The organism is Mesorhizobium sp. B2-4-17, from assembly GCF_006441275.1.
In the GTDB taxonomy this organism is placed as follows: Bacteria; Pseudomonadota; Alphaproteobacteria; order Rhizobiales; family Rhizobiaceae; genus Mesorhizobium.
Genome location: NZ_VFUX01000015.1, coordinates 104,455 through 122,877, shown reverse-complemented (window position 1 = coordinate 122,877; position 18,423 = coordinate 104,455). Strand labels below are relative to the sequence as shown.

At 64.7% G+C, this 18,423-nt stretch carries 16 protein-coding genes; 8 read left to right on the top strand and 8 right to left on the bottom strand.

Translation table 11 applies throughout. The features are described 5' to 3' along the window. Window positions 1-81: 81 nt before the first annotated feature. From FJ548_RS14130 to FJ548_RS14120, 3 genes are all read left to right on the top strand, one after another. Entirely contained in the window at window positions 82-2,607 is a 2,526-nt protein-coding gene (locus FJ548_RS14130; RefSeq protein WP_140778158.1) for a heavy metal translocating P-type ATPase, read from the top strand. A gap of 43 nt (window positions 2,608-2,650) precedes the next feature. After that, entirely contained in the window at window positions 2,651-3,043 is a 393-nt protein-coding gene (locus FJ548_RS14125; RefSeq protein ID WP_140778157.1) for a DUF305 domain-containing protein, read from the top strand. A gap of 89 nt (window positions 3,044-3,132) precedes the next feature. Then, window positions 3,133-3,978, top strand: coding sequence for an aldo/keto reductase (locus FJ548_RS14120; RefSeq protein ID WP_140778156.1), 846 nt, complete (start codon window positions 3,133-3,135; stop codon window positions 3,976-3,978). Here the strand turns inward: FJ548_RS14120 and mutS are convergent, their stop codons facing one another. Further along, window positions 3,979-6,744: a DNA mismatch repair protein MutS gene (gene mutS / locus FJ548_RS14115; protein WP_140778155.1), complete on the bottom strand. Its 2,766-nt coding sequence runs from the start codon at window positions 6,742-6,744 to the stop codon at window positions 3,979-3,981. 361 nt (window positions 6,745-7,105) lie between these two features. On the opposite strand from mutS, the gene FJ548_RS14110 reads away from it, so the two are divergent. Continuing rightward, window positions 7,106-9,385 (top strand): NADP-dependent malic enzyme, encoded by a 2,280-nt coding sequence (locus tag FJ548_RS14110; protein WP_140778154.1) that lies wholly within the window; start codon window positions 7,106-7,108, stop codon window positions 9,383-9,385. A gap of 7 nt (window positions 9,386-9,392) precedes the next feature. Here FJ548_RS14110 and FJ548_RS14105 read toward each other — a convergent pair whose 3' ends face one another. Beyond that, the gene (locus tag FJ548_RS14105; protein ID WP_140778153.1) at window positions 9,393-10,088 is read right to left on the bottom strand and encodes an antitoxin Xre/MbcA/ParS toxin-binding domain-containing protein; all 696 of its coding nucleotides are present in this window, start codon (window positions 10,086-10,088) and stop codon (window positions 9,393-9,395) included. A 257-nt stretch (window positions 10,089-10,345) separates the two neighbouring features. Further along, window positions 10,346-11,338, bottom strand: a complete 993-nt coding sequence (locus tag FJ548_RS14100) for an adenosine kinase (RefSeq protein ID WP_140778152.1) — start codon at window positions 11,336-11,338, stop codon at window positions 10,346-10,348. 273 nt (window positions 11,339-11,611) lie between these two features. Here FJ548_RS14100 and FJ548_RS14095 point away from each other — a divergent pair, with 273 nt between their 5' ends. Together FJ548_RS14095 and FJ548_RS14090 are read left to right on the top strand one after the other, a co-directional pair. Further along, window positions 11,612-12,514 (top strand): EamA family transporter, encoded by a 903-nt coding sequence (locus FJ548_RS14095; protein ID WP_140778151.1) that lies wholly within the window; start codon window positions 11,612-11,614, stop codon window positions 12,512-12,514. Window positions 12,515-12,661: 147 nt separating this feature from the next. Then, the gene (locus FJ548_RS14090) at window positions 12,662-13,363 is read left to right on the top strand and encodes a sulfate transporter family protein (RefSeq protein ID WP_140778150.1); all 702 of its coding nucleotides are present in this window, start codon (window positions 12,662-12,664) and stop codon (window positions 13,361-13,363) included. Window positions 13,364-13,372: 9 nt separating this feature from the next. On the opposite strand, the gene FJ548_RS14085 is transcribed toward FJ548_RS14090, so the two are convergent. The 5 genes from FJ548_RS14085 to FJ548_RS14065 all read right to left on the bottom strand — a co-directional run bounded on the left by FJ548_RS14085 (window position 13,373) and on the right by FJ548_RS14065 (window position 17,209). Beyond that, on the bottom strand, window positions 13,373-14,371 hold the full coding sequence (locus FJ548_RS14085) for a proline racemase family protein (protein ID WP_140778149.1): 999 nt from the start codon (window positions 14,369-14,371) through the stop codon (window positions 13,373-13,375). Between the two features lie 13 nt (window positions 14,372-14,384). Next, the gene (locus FJ548_RS14080; protein ID WP_140778148.1) at window positions 14,385-15,188 is read right to left on the bottom strand and encodes an oxaloacetate decarboxylase; all 804 of its coding nucleotides are present in this window, start codon (window positions 15,186-15,188) and stop codon (window positions 14,385-14,387) included. Between the two features lie 297 nt (window positions 15,189-15,485). Further along, window positions 15,486-16,145: an HAD family phosphatase gene (locus tag FJ548_RS14075; RefSeq protein ID WP_140778147.1), complete on the bottom strand. Its 660-nt coding sequence runs from the start codon at window positions 16,143-16,145 to the stop codon at window positions 15,486-15,488. Between the two features lie 11 nt (window positions 16,146-16,156). Next, the gene (dut, locus tag FJ548_RS14070) at window positions 16,157-16,642 is read right to left on the bottom strand and encodes a dUTP diphosphatase (RefSeq protein ID WP_140766748.1); all 486 of its coding nucleotides are present in this window, start codon (window positions 16,640-16,642) and stop codon (window positions 16,157-16,159) included. A gap of 96 nt (window positions 16,643-16,738) precedes the next feature. After that, window positions 16,739-17,209 (bottom strand): Lrp/AsnC family transcriptional regulator, encoded by a 471-nt coding sequence (locus tag FJ548_RS14065; protein ID WP_140612962.1) that lies wholly within the window; start codon window positions 17,207-17,209, stop codon window positions 16,739-16,741. Window positions 17,210-17,322: 113 nt separating this feature from the next. Between FJ548_RS14065 and FJ548_RS14060 the strand changes: the two genes are divergently transcribed. Beyond that, window positions 17,323-17,571 carry a DUF6356 family protein gene (locus FJ548_RS14060; protein WP_140778146.1) on the top strand — a complete coding sequence of 83 codons (249 nt, stop codon included), beginning with the start codon at window positions 17,323-17,325 and terminating at the stop codon, window positions 17,569-17,571. 15 nt (window positions 17,572-17,586) lie between these two features. Then, window positions 17,587-18,387: a class II glutamine amidotransferase gene (locus tag FJ548_RS14055; protein WP_140766751.1), complete on the top strand. Its 801-nt coding sequence runs from the start codon at window positions 17,587-17,589 to the stop codon at window positions 18,385-18,387. The last annotated feature ends 36 nt before the right edge of the window (window positions 18,388-18,423 follow it).

Sequence of the window (18,423 nt, the reverse complement as noted above, 5' to 3'; positions counted from 1 at the left end):
CGAAAAATCAAAAACCTCTTGACCTTCCAGTTACTGGAAGCACTACCTCGGCTCCGAGGCAGAGGCATAGAGGCATTTTCGATGACGCATTCAGACCATGATCATCACGGCGATCACCACGCATATCGCGCGCATGGCAGCTGTTGCGCGCCGAAAGTCGCGGCCGTGGATGCGGGTGCCGTCCTGCGCGATCCGGTCTGTGGCATGACCGTGGATCCGGCCGCCGGCAAGCCGACATCAGAACATGGTGGCCATCTCTATCATTTCTGCAGCGAGCGCTGCCGTGCGAAATTCCAGGCCGGAGCGGAACAATACCTGACGGCCATCGACCCCGTCTGCGGCATGAACGTCGACCGCGCCAGCGCCAGGCACTTTGTCCGCCATGAAGGCCAGGGTTTCTATTTCTGTTCCGCCGGCTGCAAGGCGAAGTTCGAAGCCGCACCGCAGACCTATCTCGGTGACAGACCGGAGCCGCCGCCTGCGCCCAAGGGCACGCAATACACGTGCCCGATGCACCCGGAAGTGATCCGCGACAAGCCCGGCTCCTGCCCGATCTGCGGCATGGCGCTGGAGCCGATGGGAGTACCATCAGGCGATGAGGGGCCAAATCCCGAGCTGGTCGATTTTACCAGGCGGTTCTGGGTGAGCGCGGCCCTGTCGGTCCCGCTCCTGATCATCGCCATGGCGCCGATGGTCGGCCTGTCGTTCGAAGGCCTGGTCGACGATAGAATGAAGGTCTGGATCGAACTTGCGTTGGCAAGCCCGGTGGTGCTTTGGGCCGCCTTTCCCTTCTTCCATCGTGGCTGGGAGTCGATCCTCAACCGCAGCCCGAACATGTGGACGCTGATTTCGCTCGGCGTAGGCGCTGCCTATCTCTACAGCGTCGTTGCCACGCTTTTCCCCGACATCTTTCCGCATCAGTTCCGCGGCCATGGCGGTGCGGTGCCGGTCTATTTCGAGGCCGCCGCCGTGATTGTCGCGCTGGTCTTCCTCGGCCAGGTGCTGGAACTGCGCGCCCGCGAGAAGACCGGATCGGCGATCCGCGCCCTGCTTGATCTCGCGCCGAAGACCGCGCGGCATATCGCCGGGAACGGTTCCGAGACCGATGTGCCACTGGACAGCGTCAAGGCCGGCGATCGCCTGCGCATCCGTCCCGGCGATGCCGTGCCGGTCGATGGCACCGTGCTGGAAGGCCGCTCTTCCATCGACGAATCCATGATCACGGGCGAGCCGCTGCCGGTCGAAAAGGCCGAAGGCGATGCCCTCACCGGCGGCACCCTCAACAGACAGGGCTCGCTGATCATGCGCGCCGAACGGATCGGCACCGAGACCACACTCGCGCGCATCGTCGAACTCGTCGCCAAGGCACAGCGCTCGCGCGCGCCGATACAAGGATTGGCCGACCGCGTTTCCTTCTACTTCGTCCCGGCCGTTGTCCTCGTCGCGATCGCCGCGTTCATCGCCTGGGCGCTCTTCGGGCCCGAGCCCAGCCTGATCTTCGCCATTGTCTCGGCGGTCTCGGTGCTGATCATCGCCTGTCCCTGTGCGCTCGGCCTCGCCACGCCGATGTCGATCATGACCGCCACCGGGCGCGGCGCGCATGCCGGCGTGCTGATCAAGGAGGCCGCCGCGCTCGAACGCTTTGCCTCCGTCGACACGCTGATCGTCGACAAGACCGGCACGCTGACCGAGGGCCGGCCGAAACTGACCGATGTCGTGCCCGCCAATGGCTTTTCCGAGGATGACCTTTTGGGTTTCGCCGCGAGCCTGGAGAAAGGGTCCGAACATCCGTTGGCCGAGGCCATCCTGGAAGCCGCGGCGGCGCGCGGTGTTGCCGTCACCAGCGCCACAGGCTTCGAGGCGGTCACGGGCAAGGGCGTTTTCGGTACCGTGTCGGGCAAGATGGTCGCGCTCGGCAACGCCGCGATGATGGGCGACCTCGGCGTCGCCGTTGCCGCCGTCTCGACCAGCGCGGAAGCGTTGCAGGGCGATGGCAAGACGGCGATGTTTGTCGCGGTCGGCGGCACGCTGGCCGGCATCGTCGCCGTCGCCGATCCGGTCAAGGCGACCACCGCCGAGGCGATCAGGGCGCTGCATGACAGCGGGCTCAGGATCATCATGGCGACCGGCGACAATGAGCGCACGGCCAAGGCGATCGCCAGGAGCCTCGGCATCGACGAGGTTCGCGCCGGCCTGTTGCCGGAACAAAAGGCGGCCCTCGTCGACGAGTTGCGCGGCAGGGGCGCCGGCGTTGCCATGGCCGGCGACGGCGTCAACGACGCGCCGGCCCTCGCCGCGGCCGATGTCGGCATCGCCATGGGCACCGGCGCCGATGTCGCGGTCGAAAGCGCCGGCATCGCCCTGGTCAAGGGCGACCTCAACGGTATCGTCCGCGCCCGCACGCTGGCGCGGGAGACCATCGGCAATATCCGGCAGAACCTGTTTTTCGCCTTCCTCTACAATCTGCTTGGCGTCCCGGTCGCGGCCGGCGTGCTCTATCCGCTCACCGGCACGCTTTTGTCGCCGATGCTGGCGGCTGCGGCGATGAGCCTGTCCTCCGTCTCGGTCATCGCCAACGCATTGCGGCTGAGAACGTTGAAACTCTGACCCAAAGCCCCAAATACGAAACTCACTCAACAGGAGACCATGAATGACGTTGGCCAAGAAACTGGTGCTTTTGCTGATGGCGGCCGGAATGCTGCTTGCCGTCTTCCTCGAAAGCGTTCCGGCGAGCAGTGAAGAGATGAAACACGACATGGCCGGCATGGCGACCGATGCCGCCAGCCCTTCGACCGAGGGCTACAAGGCCGCGATGGACAAGATGCATGCCGGCATGATGGCGTCGCAGTACACCGGCAATGCCGATGTCGATTTCGTCCGTGGCATGATCCCGCATCACCAGGGTGCGATCGACATGGCCAAGGTCGAGCTTGCCAACGGCAAGGACCCGGAGATCCGCAAGCTCGCCGAAGCGTTCATTGCCGCGCAGGAAGCCGAGATCAAGCAGATGCAGCACTGGCTCGCCGCCCATCCGGTGAAGTAGGCCTTCGGGCATCGTGAGGCTATGGCGAGAACGCTCTGGATTTCTCGCCCAGCCTGTGATGCGATCCTGGCCCTCAACTGGAGGTCGTCATGCCATCGAGCGTCAGAACCACCACGCTGCCTTCCGGCGAGGCCGTACCCGTTCTCGGCCAGGGCACTTGGAAAATGGGCGAAGATTCGCGCCGCCGCGCTGACGAGGTGAATGCCCTCAAGCTTGGCCTCGATCTCGGCGTCACGCTGATCGACACCGCCGAAATGTATGCCAGCGGCGGCGCCGAGGAGGTGGTGGCCGAGGCCATTGCCGGGCACCGCGCCGAGGTTTTCCTGGTCTCGAAGGTGCTGCCGTCGAACGCTTCGCGCGCGGGCGTGCGACGTGCCTGCGAGAACACCCTGAAGCGCCTGCGCACCGACCATGTCGATCTCTATTTGCTGCATTGGCCCGGCAGCGTGCCATTGTCGGAGACGGTCGAGGCGTTTGAGACGTTGAAGAAGGCCGGCAAGATCCGCCATTGGGGCGTCAGCAATTTCGACACGCAAGAAATGGAGGAATTGGTCGGTCTGCCGGCAGGCGATGGGGTCCAGACCAATCAGGTTCTCTACAACCTGTCGCGGCGCGGCCTTGAGTTCGATCTGGCACCGTGGAGCCGCCAGCGCGGCATTCCCCTGATGGCCTATTCGCCGGTGGAGCAGGGCGCACTGGCGCGCAATGCCAGGCTCGACACGGTCGCCGCCCGCCACAATGCGACCGCCGCACAGATCGCCTTGGCCTGGGTGATGCACCAGGAGGGCGTCATCGCCATCCCCAAGGCCAGCAGCCAGGAGCATGTCCGCCAGAATTTCGCGGCGCTCGACATCGAGCTCACGAGCGAGGATCTCGCCGATCTCGACCGTGCCTTCCCGCCGCCGACCCGCAAGCGCGGGCTGGAGATGATCTGACTATATTCCCGCCAGCCCCTTCAGCCGGTAAAGCGCCTCCAGCGCCTCGCGGGGCGTCATCTCGTCCGGGTTGATGGTTCGAAGGGCCTCGCCCAGCGCGTCGCTCTTCACCGGCTTCGATGCTTCGCGTTTCACCGCCACCGAAAACAGCGGCAGGTCGTCGACCAGCCGGTTGGTCTTGCCGGAGACCTCGCCTTCCTCCAGCTGGTGCAGCACTTGCTTGGCCCGGTCGACCACCGCTTCCGGCAGGCCGGCGAGCCGCGCTACCTGCACGCCGTAGGAGCGATCGGCCGCACCCTTGCCGACCTCGTGCAGGAAGACGACGTCGCCTTCCCATTCCTTGACCCGCATGGTGACGTTGTGAAGCCGCGCCAGCTTGCCGGCGAGCGACGTCATTTCATGGAAATGGGTGGCGAAGATTGCCCGGCAGCGGTTCTTCTCGTGCAGGTATTCCACCGCCGCCCAGGCGATCGACAGGCCGTCGAAAGTGGCGGTGCCGCGGCCGATCTCGTCGAGGATCACCAGCGCCCGTTCGCCGGCCTGGTTGAGGATCGCCGCCGTCTCGACCATCTCGACCATGAAGGTCGAGCGGCCGCGCGCCAGGTCGTCAGAAGCGCCGACGCGCGAGAACAGCCGGTCGACGACGCCGATATGGGCCGAAGCCGCCGGCACGAAGGAACCGGTCTGGGCCAGGATCGCGATCAGCGCGTTCTGCCGCAGGAACGTCGACTTGCCACCCATGTTGGGGCCGGTCAGCAGCCAGATCGCGCCGTTCTTGGCACTGCCTTCCGGCGAGAGGTCGCAATCATTGGCGACGAACGGGCCTTCGCCCGAACGGCGCAACGCCTGTTCGACCACCGGATGTCGGCCGCCAAATATTTCGAAGGCAAGGCTGGAATCCACCACGGGCCGGCACCAGGCCTCGCTTTCCGAAAGCAGCGCCAGTGCCGCCGACACGTCGAGCACGGCGAGTGCTTCAGCGCCGGCGCGGATCGCCTCGGCCTCGCCGACGGCTTCCGCCGTCAGCGCATCGAAGGCGGCGAGTTCGATGCTCAGCGCGCGGTCGGCGGCGTTGGCGATCTTGGTCTCGAGCTCGGCGAGTTCTGTCGTGGTGAAGCGCATCGCGTTGGCCATCGTCTGGCGGTGAATGAAGCGCGCCTTGGCGCCATCGCTGCCGGTCATCACCGCATGATGGTTGGCCGTCACCTCGATGTAATAGCCGAGCACATTGTTGTGCCGGATTTTAAGCGAGCGGATGCCGGTTTCCTCGATCAGCGAGCGCTCCAGCCCGGCAATTACCTTGCGGGACTCGTCGCGCAAGGCCCGCATCTCGTCGAGTTCGGCATCGTAGCCGCCGCGAACGAAACCGCCGTCGCGCTTGAGGAGCGGCAGTTCCTCGCCGAGCGCCTGCGTCAGGTGCCGGGCAAGCGCTTGCGGCAGTGCCTGGATGGCGTCCAGCGCCGTCGCCAATTCCTGGGGCAGGGCGGTGGCGGCAAAGATTTCGGCGATCGCGCCGGCCGCCTCGAAGCCGGCGCGCAATGCGCCGAGGTCGCGCGGCCCGCCACGGTTGAGCGCCAGCCTTGACAGGGCGCGCGGCATGTCGGCGACGCTCTTCAGGCTCGCCCGCACCGCCTGGCAAAGCCGCGTTTCGGACCGGAAGAACGACACCGAATCCAGCCGTGCGGCAATGGCCACCGGGTCGGTCAGCGGCGCCGTCAACCGGTCCGCGAGCAGCCTCGCGCCGCCGCCGGTCACCGTACGGTCGATCGCCTTGAACAGGGAACCTTCACGGCTCCCCGACAATGTGCGCAGCAGCTCCAGATTGCCGCGCGTCGCCGGATCGATGAACAGGGTCGAGCCCTGCTCCTCGCGCTCGGGGCGCGACAGCGGTGGCCGCTCGGCTTTCTGCGTCTTCTCGACATAGGCGATGGCGCCCGAGATCGCCGACAGTTCGGCCCGCGAAAACGTGCCAAAACTGTCGGGTGTCGCTACATCGAAGAAGCGGGCGATGCGGCCGGTGGCGGAGGCCGAATCGAACAGCGATGGCGGCTGCGGGTTGGCGACCCGGCCGAGCAGGTCGAACACAGGCTTCAGCTCGGGATCGTGGAACACCGGCTCAGCGACGATCAGCTCGCGCGGATCGACACGAAAAATGTCGGCGAGCAACCGGTCCGCCGTGGTCTCGGCGACGCGGAAGGCGCCGGTCGAGATGTCGATCCAGGCAAGTGCGAAGCTTCCTTGGTTCGCTGTCGTGCTCCCGCGCTCCCCGCCTCTTGGATCCGCGCCGCCCTTCACCCGTCCGAGCGCCATCAGGAAGCTTGATTCCGAAGGCGCCAGCAATTTGTCCTCGGTGATCGTGCCCGGCGTCACCAGCCGCACCACGTCGCGGCGCACCACCGATTTGGAGCCGCGCTTCTTGGCTTCGGCCGGATCCTCGATCTGTTCGCAGACCGCGACGCGAAAACCCTGGCCGATCAGCTTCTGCAGATAATCGTCGGCGGCATGCACCGGCACGCCGCACATCGGTATGTCGTGGCCCTGGTGCTTGCCGCGCTTGGTCAGCACGATGCCCAGCGCCCGGCTCGCTTTCTCGGCATCGTCGAAGAACAGCTCGTAGAAATCGCCCATGCGATAGAACAGCAGTGAATCCGGGTTCGCCGCCTTGATTTCGATGAACTGCTCCATCATCGGCGTGACAGCGGCGCCGGGCTGCGGCGGCGTCATCACCTCGGGGGCGTCGGGCTCGTTCGGGCTATGCATGTTCATGGCGCGGCACGCTAGCAGATGTGATGGCCGGGTTTAATGCCGGGGCTTCGAAAAGCAGGGGAAGACTGCGTTGCCTGTCGGTCGGCTCTGAAGCAACGGCCGGGCAGCAGCGAATCCGCCATATTCCCAATGGCTGTTCCCCGGGGGCCGGAACCCTGCGCATTGGGCAACCCTGCGCCAGCATGCCCCTGAGATCGCGGCATTCAGGACGGCACAAGAACGGCCGTGACCAGTCGCGCCCGCTTTGAAGCAGCTTTGCCGAGCTTGGCGGTTTACACGAGCCGGCGCGTGGTCTTAATTCGGAACCACACAAGCACCCGCTTCAAGGAGGTGCTGCACCGGCGAGGAAATCAAAAGCATCATGGCCAGGAAAACCGAGAACAACGGTCCGTCCGTCAGCGCGCAGGAAGCGCTCGAATTCCATGCCATGGGCCGGCCCGGCAAGCTCGAGATCGTCGCCACCAAGCCGATGACGACGCAGCGCGATCTCAGCCTCGCCTATTCGCCAGGTGTCGCCGTGCCGGTGCGCGCCATCGCCGAGGATCCCAGCCGTGCCTTCGACTATACGACGCGCGGCAATATGGTCGCCGTCATCTCCAACGGCACTGCCATCCTCGGCCTCGGCAATCTCGGCGCGCTGGCGTCGAAGCCGGTGATGGAAGGCAAGGCGGTGCTGTTCAAGCGCTTCGCCGACGTCGATTCCATCGATCTCGAGGTCGACACCGAGGATGCCGACGAGTTCGTCAACTGCGTGCGCTTCCTCGGTCCCTCCTTCGGCGGCATCAACCTGGAAGACATCAAGGCGCCGGAATGCTTCATCATCGAGCAGCGCCTGCGCGAGCTGATGGACATCCCGGTCTTCCATGACGACCAGCACGGCACCGCCATCATCTCGGCCGCCGGCCTCATCAACGCGCTGGAGATCACCGGCCGCGACATGAAGACCACCAGGCTGGTCTGCAACGGCGCGGGTGCGGCCGGCATCGCCTGCATCGAGCTGATGAAGGCGATGGGCTTCGCGCCTGAAAACATCATCCTGTGCGACACCAAGGGCGTCGTCTTCCAGGGCCGCACCGAAGGCATGAACCAGTGGAAGTCGGCGCATGCGGTGAAAACCGAGGCGCGCAGCCTGGCCGAAGCGCTCGATGGTGCCGACGTCTTCCTCGGTCTGTCGGCCAAGGGCGCACTGACCACCGCCATGGTGCAGTCGATGGCCAAGAACCCGATCATCTTCGCCATGGCCAATCCGGATCCCGAGATCACACCGGAAGAAGTGGCCGAGATCCGCACCGACGCCATCATGGCCACCGGGCGTTCGGACTATCCGAACCAGGTCAACAACGTGCTCGGCTTCCCCTATATCTTTCGCGGCGCACTGGATGTGCGGGCCACCACCATCAACGACGACATGAAGATCGCCGCGGCCCGCGCGCTCGCCGAACTGGCGCGCCAGGACGTGCCGGACGACGTCGCCGCCGCCTATCAGGGCAACCGGCCGAAATTCGGCCCCAACTACATCATTCCGGTGCCGTTCGACCCGCGCCTGATCTCGGCCATTCCGATTGCCGTGGCCAAGGCGGCGATGGATTCTGGCGTCGCCCGCAAGCCGATCCTCGACCTCGACCGCTACGCGCAGGAGTTGTCCGCCCGCCGCGATCCGATCGCTTCGACCCTGCAGCGCATCTACGACCGCGTGCGCCGCCAACCCAAGCGCATCGTCTTCGCCGAAGGCGAGGAGGAGCAGGTAATGCGCGCCGCCGTCTCCTATGTGAACCAGCGGCTCGGCACCGCCATCCTGCTTGGCCGCGACGATGTCATCAAGGAGAACGCCAGGAACGCCGGCATCGACCTCAACAAGCAGGGCCTCGAGATCATCAATGCCCGGCTGTCGCGCCGCAACTCGATCTACACCGACTATCTCTACGAGCGCATGCAGCGCAAAGGTTTCCTGTTCCGCGACTGCCAGCGGCTGATCAACAACGACCGCAACCACTTCGCCGCCTGCATGGTAGCGCTGGGCGATGCCGACGGCATCGTCACCGGCGTGACCCGCAATTATTCCACCGCGCTCGACGACGTGCGCCGCGTCATCGATGCCAAGCCCGGCCACCGCGTCATCGGCGTGTCGATCGTGCTGGCGCGCGGCAGGACGGTGATCGTCGCCGATACCGCCGTGCACGACATGCCCAACGCCGAGCAGATCGCCGATATCGCCGAGGAAGCGGCTGGCTTTGCCCGCCGCATGGGCTACGAGCCGCGGCTGGCCATGCTCGCCTATTCCACCTTCGGCCATCCGCAGGGCGAGCGTTCCGAACGTATCCAGGAAGCGGTGCGAATCCTCGACAGGCGCCGCGTCGATTTCGAGTATGACGGCGAGATGGCCGCCGATGTCGCGCTGAACGCCCGCGCCATGGCGCAATACCCGTTCATGAGGCTGACCGGCCCGGCCAACGTGCTGATCATGCCGGCCTTCCACTCGGCCTCGATCTCGACCAAGATGCTGCAGGAACTCGGCGGCTCGACGGTGATCGGTCCGTTGCTGGTCGGCCTGAACAAACCGGTTCAGATAGTCTCGCTGAACGCCAAGGACAGCGACATCGTCAACATGGCGGCGATCGCGGCTTATACGGCGGGGACTTGAGAAACGCTCACCCCGCCGCGAACACCCGCGCCGCCTCGACAACCTCCTCGACCTGGTCCTGCCGCAAGAGGTCGATCGGAACGCGGCCGTCGAGCTGCGTCGCCGGGCGCGTCAGCCACAGCCAGGCCAGCCTGGGATTGCCGATAAGGGACAGCACGTCGCTTATGCCCGCCACCGGCCTGCCGTCGACGAACTGCGCCAGCGGGAAGACGTGTTTGCGGCCGCCCTTGCGCAGGGCGATGACGTCGTTTCGTCTCTGCCAACGGTGCAGGGTCGAGCGGGCGATGCGCAGGTTTTCCTCCAGATAGGTCGAACCGGCGACACGGCCGGCCCAGTCCTCGATCAGCATCGATTCGAGGTCGTCGGACTGGGGAGGAGGTGCTTCATCGGCCAACAAGCCCGTCGGCAGGTTTGTGGTTCCGGCGGTGCCGGCTTCGCTGCGGCGCGCGGCTTCCGCCGCCAGCGCGCGCACGAACTTCTGGGCAAGGCCGGGAAGGTCGGCATGGATGGTGTCGATGGCGCGCTGAAGTTTCGGCGACAGCAAGGTGACGGCCGACGCTATGCTGCCGGCGATCTTGCCGACCGAGACCACTGTGGATCGGTTTATCGCCTCGTCATAATGGGCCAGCGCGCGTTCGACGTCCTCCGCGACCATCTCCGCGAAGTCGTCCTGTCCGAGACCGTTTGTCTGAGATTTGTTCATGCATCTGTCTTCTGGCCGCGTGCTCCTCCCCAAAGCCACGGCCGGTTGCTGAATTTCTAGTGCGGAAAACGGAGATCGCGGCGGCAACGAATCGCGCCCGACAGCCTGATGTCTTGCATCCTTGAGACCCCAACTGGCTGCGGACGTCCCGAAATGTCAGTCACGGGACGCTCGCAAGTTCGTGTAGGTGCGATATGTGACAACCGCGCGACGGTGAGAGCGGTTGCTTTTCCTCCTCCCGGAAGGAAGAGCCATTCCTACAGCAACCCAGCCTGTTCCGCCTCGCGGCGCAGATTCTGCCTCGGCCTTGGGCCGATCTGCTGGATCACCAATCCGGCCGCGAGCGAGCCGAGATCACCGCAAGTCTTGAGGTCGCGGCCTTGCGTGTAGCCATGCAGGAAACCGGCGGCATAGAGATCGCCGGCGCCAGTTGTGTCGACCAACTCCCTGATGGCGGTCGCCCGGATCACCACGGTCTCGTCGCCGCGCACGATGACCGAGCCTTTTTCAGACCGCGTCACGGCCGCGATCCTGCAGTCCTTGCGGATTTGCGCCAGCGCCGCGTCGAAGGAGGATGTCTGGTAGAGCGACTTGATCTCGTGGCTATTGGCGAAGACGATGTCGACCGTGCCCGAGCGCATCAGCTCGAGGAACTCGTCGCGGTAACGGTCGACGCAGAACGAATCCGACAGCGTCATCGACACTTCGCGGCCCGCCGCGTGCGCCAGTCTCGCCGTCTGCCGGATCGCTTCCTTGGCGCGCGGCGGATCCCACAGGTAACCCTCGAAATAGGTGACCCTGGCGCCCGAAGCCTTGTCGGCCTCGACATCTTCCGGCCCGAGTTCGACGCAGGCGCCGAGATAGGTGTTCATCGAGCGTTCGCCGTCGGGGGTGACGAAGATCATCGAGCGCGCCGTCGGCGGCTCGCCCTCGAGCGGCTTGGTGTCGAAGGCGACGCCCTGCGCATGGATGTCGTGGGCATAGATTTCGCCCAGCGCATCATTGGAAACCTTGCCGAAGAAGGCGGCGCGTCCGCCGAAGCTGGCAACGCCGGCCGCCGTGTTGCCGGCGCTGCCTCCGGAGGCCTCGATCGCCGGGCCCATGCGGCTGTAGAGCAGTTCGGCGCGGTGGGTATCGATGAGGTTCATCGCGCCCTTGATGATGCCGTTGGTTTCGAGGAATTCCTCCTCGCACTGGGCGATGATGTCGACAATGGCATTGCCGATGCAAAGCACGTCATAATCCGGCATCAATGTCTCCGCCAAAAACCGAGCCGGCTTCTTGCCACGCCCGCGCGGGTCTACAGCATGATCCCGAAAATTGGCAACTGATTTTCCGTCGTTGCCGGCGTGGCGGCGATGACCGTTCCCTGTCGACAAGGCGTAAAGCTGCGGTCCTTGCAAATTGGGGTCCACGTGGTGCGCGTCAACAGCCAGGCGCTACGACAATTCGACCGTGGCCGAAGCACTTCTTCGCGGCGTTGGCTAGAACAAGTCCGATTGCACCCCGAAGGCGACAAGTCCATGTCCGAAAAAAACGATACGACAACCGACCTGGCGTTGCTCGGCGTCTTGGCGGTGCTGTGGGGCGCCTCCTACACCTTCATCAAGATCGGCGTCGAAACGATCCCGCCGGTCACTTTCATTGCCGCCCGCACCTTGATCGCCGGCGGCATTCTGTTCGCCATCATCCGCTGGCGCGGGCTCGCCATGCCGCGCGATGCGGCCACGTGGCGTCGCTTTGCCTTCCAGGCCTGCCTCAACAGCGTGATCCCTTTCACGCTGATCGCGGCCGCCGAGCGCTCGGTCGACGCCGGCCTCGCCACCATCCTCAATGCGACTTCGCCGATTTTCACCTTCCTGCTGACCGCGCTGATCACCCGCCACGAGCCGGTTACGGTGCGCAAGCTGATCGGTGTCGGCGCCGGCATCGCCGGCATCTGCCTCATCGTTGGCACCGAGGCGCTGGGCGGCCTCGGTCACCAGCTGTGGGCGCAGGTCGCCATCATCGTGGCAACAATCTGCTACGCCGGTGCCGCGATCTTCGGCCGTGGCTTCAAGGGCCTCGATCCGATGCAGCCGGCTGCGGGCTCGATGCTCTGCGGCGCGGTCATTCTGGTGCCGCTCAGCCTGGTGGTCGACCAGCCCTGGACGCTGACCCCCTCGATGGCATCGATCCTGGCCCTGCTGGGTCTGTCGGTGTTCTCGACGGCGCTGGCTTTCGTCATCTATTTCCGCCTCATCCACACGCTGGGTTCCGTCGGCACGACGTCGCAAGCCTATCTGCGCGTGCCGATCGGCGTTGGTATCGGCGCCGTCTTCCTCGGCGAAAGCCTGGGGCCAACCGCCTGGGTCGGAATGGCCTTGGTCGTCGCCGGCGTCGCGGCCATGACCATACCGGTCCGCAAGCGGGCTTTCGCGCGGTAGGAATAATTCCAGGAAGTGTGAAGCGGTTTTCGATCCGCGATCGCATCAACCAGAAAATCATACGCGCTTGTGCTAGCGACCCGCCTTGCCTATCTCGGAAGGCGTCCGCCTTCCGGCGGTGTCCGCCTTACCTGGGGGTGAAGCACGGTGATTTTCGACGCTGCCCGCACTGCGGCCTTGGAACTGCTTTCGCCTCCCTTCCGTGCCGTGTTTATCAAGACGCTTGGCCTGACCCTGCTGGCGCTGGTCGCCCTGTGGTTCGGCCTGACCAGCCTTGTCGAGTGGCTGGCCCTGCCATGGCTTCACACGCTGTTGCCCGGCGCGCCGTCCTGGGCCGGCTGGCTCGGCGGCATCATTGCGGCAATAGCGCTTGCCTTCGGCATGGCACTGCTCGTCGCGCCGGTGACCGCCGTGATCGCCGGCCTGTTCCTCGACGATGTCGCCGAGGTGGTCGAGCGCACCGACTATCCCCGCGATCCGGTTGGGCGCGCCATGCCGGCGCTGCGTTCGCTTGTGCTGGCGATAAAATTCTTCGGCGTCGTCATCGTCGGCAACATCGTGGCACTCATGCTTCTGCTGGTGCCGGGCATCAACATCGCCGCCTTCTTCGTCGTCAACGGCTATCTGCTCGGCCGCGAGTTCTTCGAATTCGCCGCCATGCGCTTCCGCCCCGAGGAAGAAGCCAGGGCCTTGCGCGGGCGCTATGCTGGCACGGTGTTTGTCGCCGGCCTGATCATATCGGCCTGCCTTGCCGTGCCGCTGCTCAACCTTGTGACGCCGCTCTTCGCTGCCGCCATGATGGTGCATCTGCACAAGGCGATCTCGGCACGGGAAGCGGCCCGCGGCTGAGCGGTTCCTTCACCGCAACAGGAAGCCGCGTCCCAACTCGTCGTCGGGTTCGACGATGTATTCGGTTCGCCCGGAATAGTAGGCGCGGCCGCCGACGCGGGCGATGATCGCCTCGTGCGGACCGGCCTGCGCCGTTCGCGCCACGGCTCCGGAAAAGCGCGAGCCGGCGATGCTCTCGAAGGTGCGCGTCTGCCCGATGGCAATCTGGCCCCTGGCATGCATGGCCGCCAGCCGGGCGGTGACGCCGGAGCCGGTCGGCGAACGGTCGACCTCGGCTTCGGCGAAGACGCAGATGTTTTTCGTTACCTCGCCGGAAAAGGCGTCCTTTCCATCCGTCAAAATCGTGCCGTAGAGAAAGGCAAGATCGGCGTGGTCGGGATGCGACAGCCGGAAATCCGCTTTCAGCCTGTCCGTCAAACCCGTCGCCGCATCGACGAAATCACGCACCCGGCTGCGGCCGAACTCAAGACCGAACTGGTGGCAGTCCGCCAGCGCGTAGAAGGCGCCGCCATAGGCGACGTCGAAACCGATCGCGCCATAGCCCGGCAATTCGATCCGTTGGTCACGGGCAAACAGGAAGGCCGGCACGCTTTCGAACGACACCGCGCCGGCACTGCCGTCGTGGACCTCGACCGAGGCGACGACCAAACCGCACGGCGCCTCGATGTTGACCGTCGTGATTGGCTCCTGTTTCACCACCAGCCCTTCGTCGACGGCATAGCGACCGAGCGCGACGATGGCGTGGCCGCACATGGTCGAATAGCCCTCATTGTGCATGAACAGCACGGCAAGGTCGGCGCCGGGCAAGTCGGGTTCGACCAGCAAGGCGCCATACATGTCGTAGTGGCCGCGCGGCTCGAAGATCAGCAGCTTGCGCAGATGATCGAGATGGTCGCGCACATAGGCGCGCTTTTCCAGGATGGTGCCCTTCGGGATCTCCGGATAGCCGCCGGTGACGATCCTGAGCGGCTCGCCGCCCGTATGCATGTCGACGACGGTAAGGGTCATGTGACGGCTCTTTTCAGTCTGAGGATTTGCCGAACAGCGCCTGCAACTTGCCGAACGGCATGGCGGCGCTGGTGAAGCCGAACGTGCCGTCCTGCTGAATCTCGCGCGCCGCCGTCTCCAGCATGCCATAGGCGAAATTGGTCAACCACGGCCCGAGCGAAATGCGTTTTGCCCCTGCCATGGCGAGATCGGCGGTGGTGAAGCCGGGCCTCGCCATGACGTTGACCGGCTTGCTGACCGCCGAGCACAAGGTCCGCACCATCTCGACGTCGCCGATGCCCGGCGCGTAGAGCACATCGGCGCCGGCCTTCTCGAATGCCTGCAGCCGCTTGATGGTGTCGTCGAGGTCGGACTTGCCCCACAAAAAGTTCTCGGCGCGCGCCGTGAACACGAAATCGCGCTTCAGCGCGCGTGCCGCTTCCACCGCCGCCGCGACGCGCTCGACCGCGTGGGCAAAATCATAGATCGGCTTGTCGGGATCGCCTGTGTGATCCTCGATCGAACAGCCGGCAAGGCCGGCCGCTTCGGCCGCGAAGATGGTTTCAGCGGCCTGCTCGGCGCTGTCGCCCTTGCCTCTCTCGAGATCGGCCGAGACCGGCAGGCTGGTTGCCGCCGTCACCTCGCGGCAATGATGGATCATCTGATCGAAGGTCACGGCGCCGTCCGGCAGGCCGCGCGAAAACGCAAAGCCGGCGCTGGTCGTCGCCAAAGCCTTGAAACCGAAGGAGCCAAGCAGCTTCGTCGTGCCGACATCCCAAGGATTGGGCATGACGAAGGTCGTGGCATGCAGGTCGCGAAAAATCTTGCCCTTGTCCATGGTGGTTCCCCCATCGCGTGCTGTTTGGTGAAGCGGATTTTATCTTGCCCTCTTTGCCCGGGCAAACGAATGCGGTTGGTTCAGAAGCGTTTGGCGTTCTCTGCTGACAAATGTTCGAACGCGTCGGAATCCTTGACGTAATGTGCTGTTTTCCCAAGTGGCGGATGCCGAACTCTCGTGCGACGACGCCTCGCACGCTGCCTCGGAGATCGTTGACATCACGGCTCGGGGTGTCGGGCGCAGTGGAACGTAGCATAGCGCCCCAACAGGTCCAGTCCGCCCGTCAAACTGGATAAATCAGTGGATCGGCACCAACCCGGCCAATTCGCGCATGTCGTCGAACAGGATGCCGCCGGCCCGGATCAGGCCATCGCGGTCGGAATAGGGGTCGCCGTGATAGGAAAACACCCGCATGCCCGCGGCAATGCCTGCCTGCGTGCCGGCAACGCTGTCTTCGATGACGATGCAGTCGGCAGGCGCAAAGCCCAGGGTGCTGGCCGCATGCAGGAACAGGTCCGGAAATGGTTTGCCGCGCCCGACCATGGTGGCACTGAACATCGCATGTTCGAACAGCGGCAAGAGCCCGGTCTGGCCCAGCGTGATATGCATCTTCGAGATCCTGGCCGATGTGGCCACGCAATAGGCGATGCCGGCCGCGCGCACCGCCTCGACAAACTCCCGGACATAGGGGATCGCCTCGACGCCATGGGCGAACAGATCAGGCAGGCCGGCATTCCAGCGCTCGACGAAATCGGCGCCGAGCCTAACCTCTGTCTGCTCTTCGATCTCCTTCTGCACCGAGACCATGCTGCGGCCGGAAAAATTCTTGCGGCAATATTCGAAGCTTGTCGGATAGCCGGCGGCAACGAGCCATTCGGCGAGGCGCCGGTTGGCAAGGTTTTCGGTGTCGACGAGGATGCCGTCGCAGTCGAAGATGACCAGTTTGGGAAGGGACATTGTTTAGGGCGTCAGGCGGTGCCGGTTGATCCGAATCCGCCCGCGCCACGCGCCGTGCCGCCGGCCAGGGACCGCTCTTCAACGGCCACTTGAGTCACTGGCGCGAAAACGATCTGGGCGATGCGCATGCCGCGCGTCACGGCGAAATCCTCGTCGCCGAGATTGATCAAGAGCACCTTCACCTCGCCGCGATAGTCGCTGTCGACCGTGCCAGGCGAATTGAGGACGGTGAGGCCGTGTTTGAAGGCAAGGCCGGAGCGAGGCCGGACCTGGCCTTCCATGCCTTCGGGAATTTCCAGGATCAGGCCGGTCGGCACCAAGGCGCGTTTTCCCGGCAGGATCAGCAGCGGCCGGTCATCCGGCACGGCCGCGCGCAGATCCATGCCTGCGGCGCCGGTGCTTTCATAGGCGGGAAGCGGTAGTCCTTCACCATGCGGCAACCTGACGAAGCCGACAGTCGGACCGATGACGGAGGGAGTTTGGAGAGCTGCGCGCATAAAATCGATCCTATCGGCGCGAATGCCGATTCGGTCAATTCGCGTGCAAGAGTATCAACGTCTTTCTTTCGGGCATCACTATGGCCGGAGCGCAGCTCAGCGCACTTCCATCGGAACCACCGTCGTCTCCTTGATCTCCTCCATGACGAAGGAAGCGGACACGTCGGACAGCGCCACCTTTGCGATCAGCCGCTGGTAGAGCCGGTCATAAGCCTTCACGTCGGCGACACGGGCGCGCAAGACATAGTCGAGGTCGCCGGACATGCGGTAGACGCCGATGATCTCGGGTAAGCCCGTCACCGCCGCGCGGAATTTCTGCAACCAGCCGGGATCATGATTCGATGTGCGGATCAGGATGAACACCGACAGGCCAAGCCCGAGCTTGTCGGCATCGACAAGCGCCACGCGGCCGGTGATGACGCCATCCTCCTCCAGCCGCTTGACGCGCCGCCAGCACGCATTGCGCGACAAGGCCACCCGTTCCGACAGCTGGTCGACCGACAAGGTGCCGTCGCGTTGCAATTCGGCAAGCAGTTTTCGGTCGATTTCGTCGATTTCGAGCGCCATATGGGATGTTTGTCCCACGAGACGGCAAAATACAAGGATATTTTGGGACCGATGAACCAGCAAAGCGTGCCAGGATACTCAACATAAGAACTCAAGCGCTGAAGGGGACCAGCATGTCGGTAGCAAGCATTTTCACCTCTCATCCGGCCAAGGTCGGCGAAACCTATTTCAGCCATATGGCCTTCGCCGCCTGGTTCTCCTCGCGTCTGCTGATGGCGGCGGGCGCCGCGCTCGTTCACGCTTTCTTGCCATTTCTGTTCGAGACTACCGCCAGCCGAATCGTCCGCCAGCTTTACGAGCGGACGCACAACAGAGGCACACACGCGACCAAGGAGCCCGCGGCTCTTCCCGATCGCGCCTAGAGGACGACGGAAGCGATGTGCCGATGGGCGGCCTATCTCGGTGAAGCGGTCTTTCTCGAAGACATCCTCACGGCGCCCTGCCACTCGCTGATCGCCCAGAGCCACTGCGCCCAGGAAGCGAAGTCGCCGACCAATGGCGACGGCTTCGGCCTTGCCTGGTATGGCGACCGGCCGGAACCGGGTCTCTATCGCGACATCCTGCCGGCCTGGTCGGACCCCAATCTGAAGAGCCTGTGCCGGCAGATCAAGTCCGGCCTGTTCCTCGCCCATGTGCGGGCCTCGACCGGCGGCGCCACCAGCCGCATGAACTGCCATCCCTTCATCTCGGGTCCCTGGTCGTTCATGCACAACGGCCAGATCGGCGGCTTCGAAAAGATCCGCCGCGCGCTGGAGAATTCCTTATCCGACGCCGTCTTCGACCAGCGCGAAGGTACCACCGATTCCGAATTGTTCTTCCTGCTGATGATTGATGAGGGACTGGCCGGCGACCCGCAAGGCGCGGTGTCGCGCGCGACCAGCCGCGTGCTCGAAGCCTCGCGCCGCGCCGGCCTTGAACCGGCGCTGAAACTCACCGCCGCCTTCTCTGACGGGCAGGCGCTGCATGCGGTGCGTTATGCCACCGACGCGCACGCGCCGACGCTCTACACGTCCATGTTCCGCAAGGGCGGCGGCCGCTGCATCGTCTCCGAACCTTTCGACCGCGACGGCGGCGATTGGCAGGCTGTTCCGCCGTCGAGCTTTGTCACCATGACCCGAGGGGAGATCGCCATTCGTCCCTTTGCGCCGGCAGCGGCGAAACTGGCGTTGGTCGGGTAGCGATTCTCCGGATTGCAAATGAGAAACGTCGCGGGA

What these genes read in the sequence shown, in the direction of transcription:
- FJ548_RS14130 (WP_140778158.1), top strand. Translation starts at nt 82, where the DNA reads ATGACGCATTCAGACCATGATCATCACGGCGATCACCACGCATATCGC.
- FJ548_RS14125 (WP_140778157.1), top strand. Translation starts at nt 2,651, where the DNA reads ATGACGTTGGCCAAGAAACTGGTGCTTTTGCTGATGGCGGCCGGAATG.
- FJ548_RS14120 (WP_140778156.1), top strand. Translation starts at nt 3,133, where the DNA reads ATGCCATCGAGCGTCAGAACCACCACGCTGCCTTCCGGCGAGGCCGTA.
- mutS (WP_140778155.1), bottom strand. Translation starts at nt 6,744, where the DNA reads ATGAACATGCATAGCCCGAACGAGCCCGACGCCCCCGAGGTGATGACG.
- FJ548_RS14110 (WP_140778154.1), top strand. Translation starts at nt 7,106, where the DNA reads ATGGCCAGGAAAACCGAGAACAACGGTCCGTCCGTCAGCGCGCAGGAA.
- FJ548_RS14105 (WP_140778153.1), bottom strand. Translation starts at nt 10,088, where the DNA reads ATGAACAAATCTCAGACAAACGGTCTCGGACAGGACGACTTCGCGGAG.
- FJ548_RS14100 (WP_140778152.1), bottom strand. Translation starts at nt 11,338, where the DNA reads ATGCCGGATTATGACGTGCTTTGCATCGGCAATGCCATTGTCGACATC.
- FJ548_RS14095 (WP_140778151.1), top strand. Translation starts at nt 11,612, where the DNA reads ATGTCCGAAAAAAACGATACGACAACCGACCTGGCGTTGCTCGGCGTC.
- FJ548_RS14085 (WP_140778149.1), bottom strand. Translation starts at nt 14,371, where the DNA reads ATGACCCTTACCGTCGTCGACATGCATACGGGCGGCGAGCCGCTCAGG.
- FJ548_RS14080 (WP_140778148.1), bottom strand. Translation starts at nt 15,188, where the DNA reads ATGGACAAGGGCAAGATTTTTCGCGACCTGCATGCCACGACCTTCGTC.
- FJ548_RS14075 (WP_140778147.1), bottom strand. Translation starts at nt 16,145, where the DNA reads ATGTCCCTTCCCAAACTGGTCATCTTCGACTGCGACGGCATCCTCGTC.
- dut (WP_140766748.1), bottom strand. Translation starts at nt 16,642, where the DNA reads ATGCGCGCAGCTCTCCAAACTCCCTCCGTCATCGGTCCGACTGTCGGC.
- FJ548_RS14065 (WP_140612962.1), bottom strand. Translation starts at nt 17,209, where the DNA reads ATGGCGCTCGAAATCGACGAAATCGACCGAAAACTGCTTGCCGAATTG.
- FJ548_RS14060 (WP_140778146.1), top strand. Translation starts at nt 17,323, where the DNA reads ATGTCGGTAGCAAGCATTTTCACCTCTCATCCGGCCAAGGTCGGCGAA.
- FJ548_RS14055 (WP_140766751.1), top strand. Translation starts at nt 17,587, where the DNA reads ATGTGCCGATGGGCGGCCTATCTCGGTGAAGCGGTCTTTCTCGAAGAC.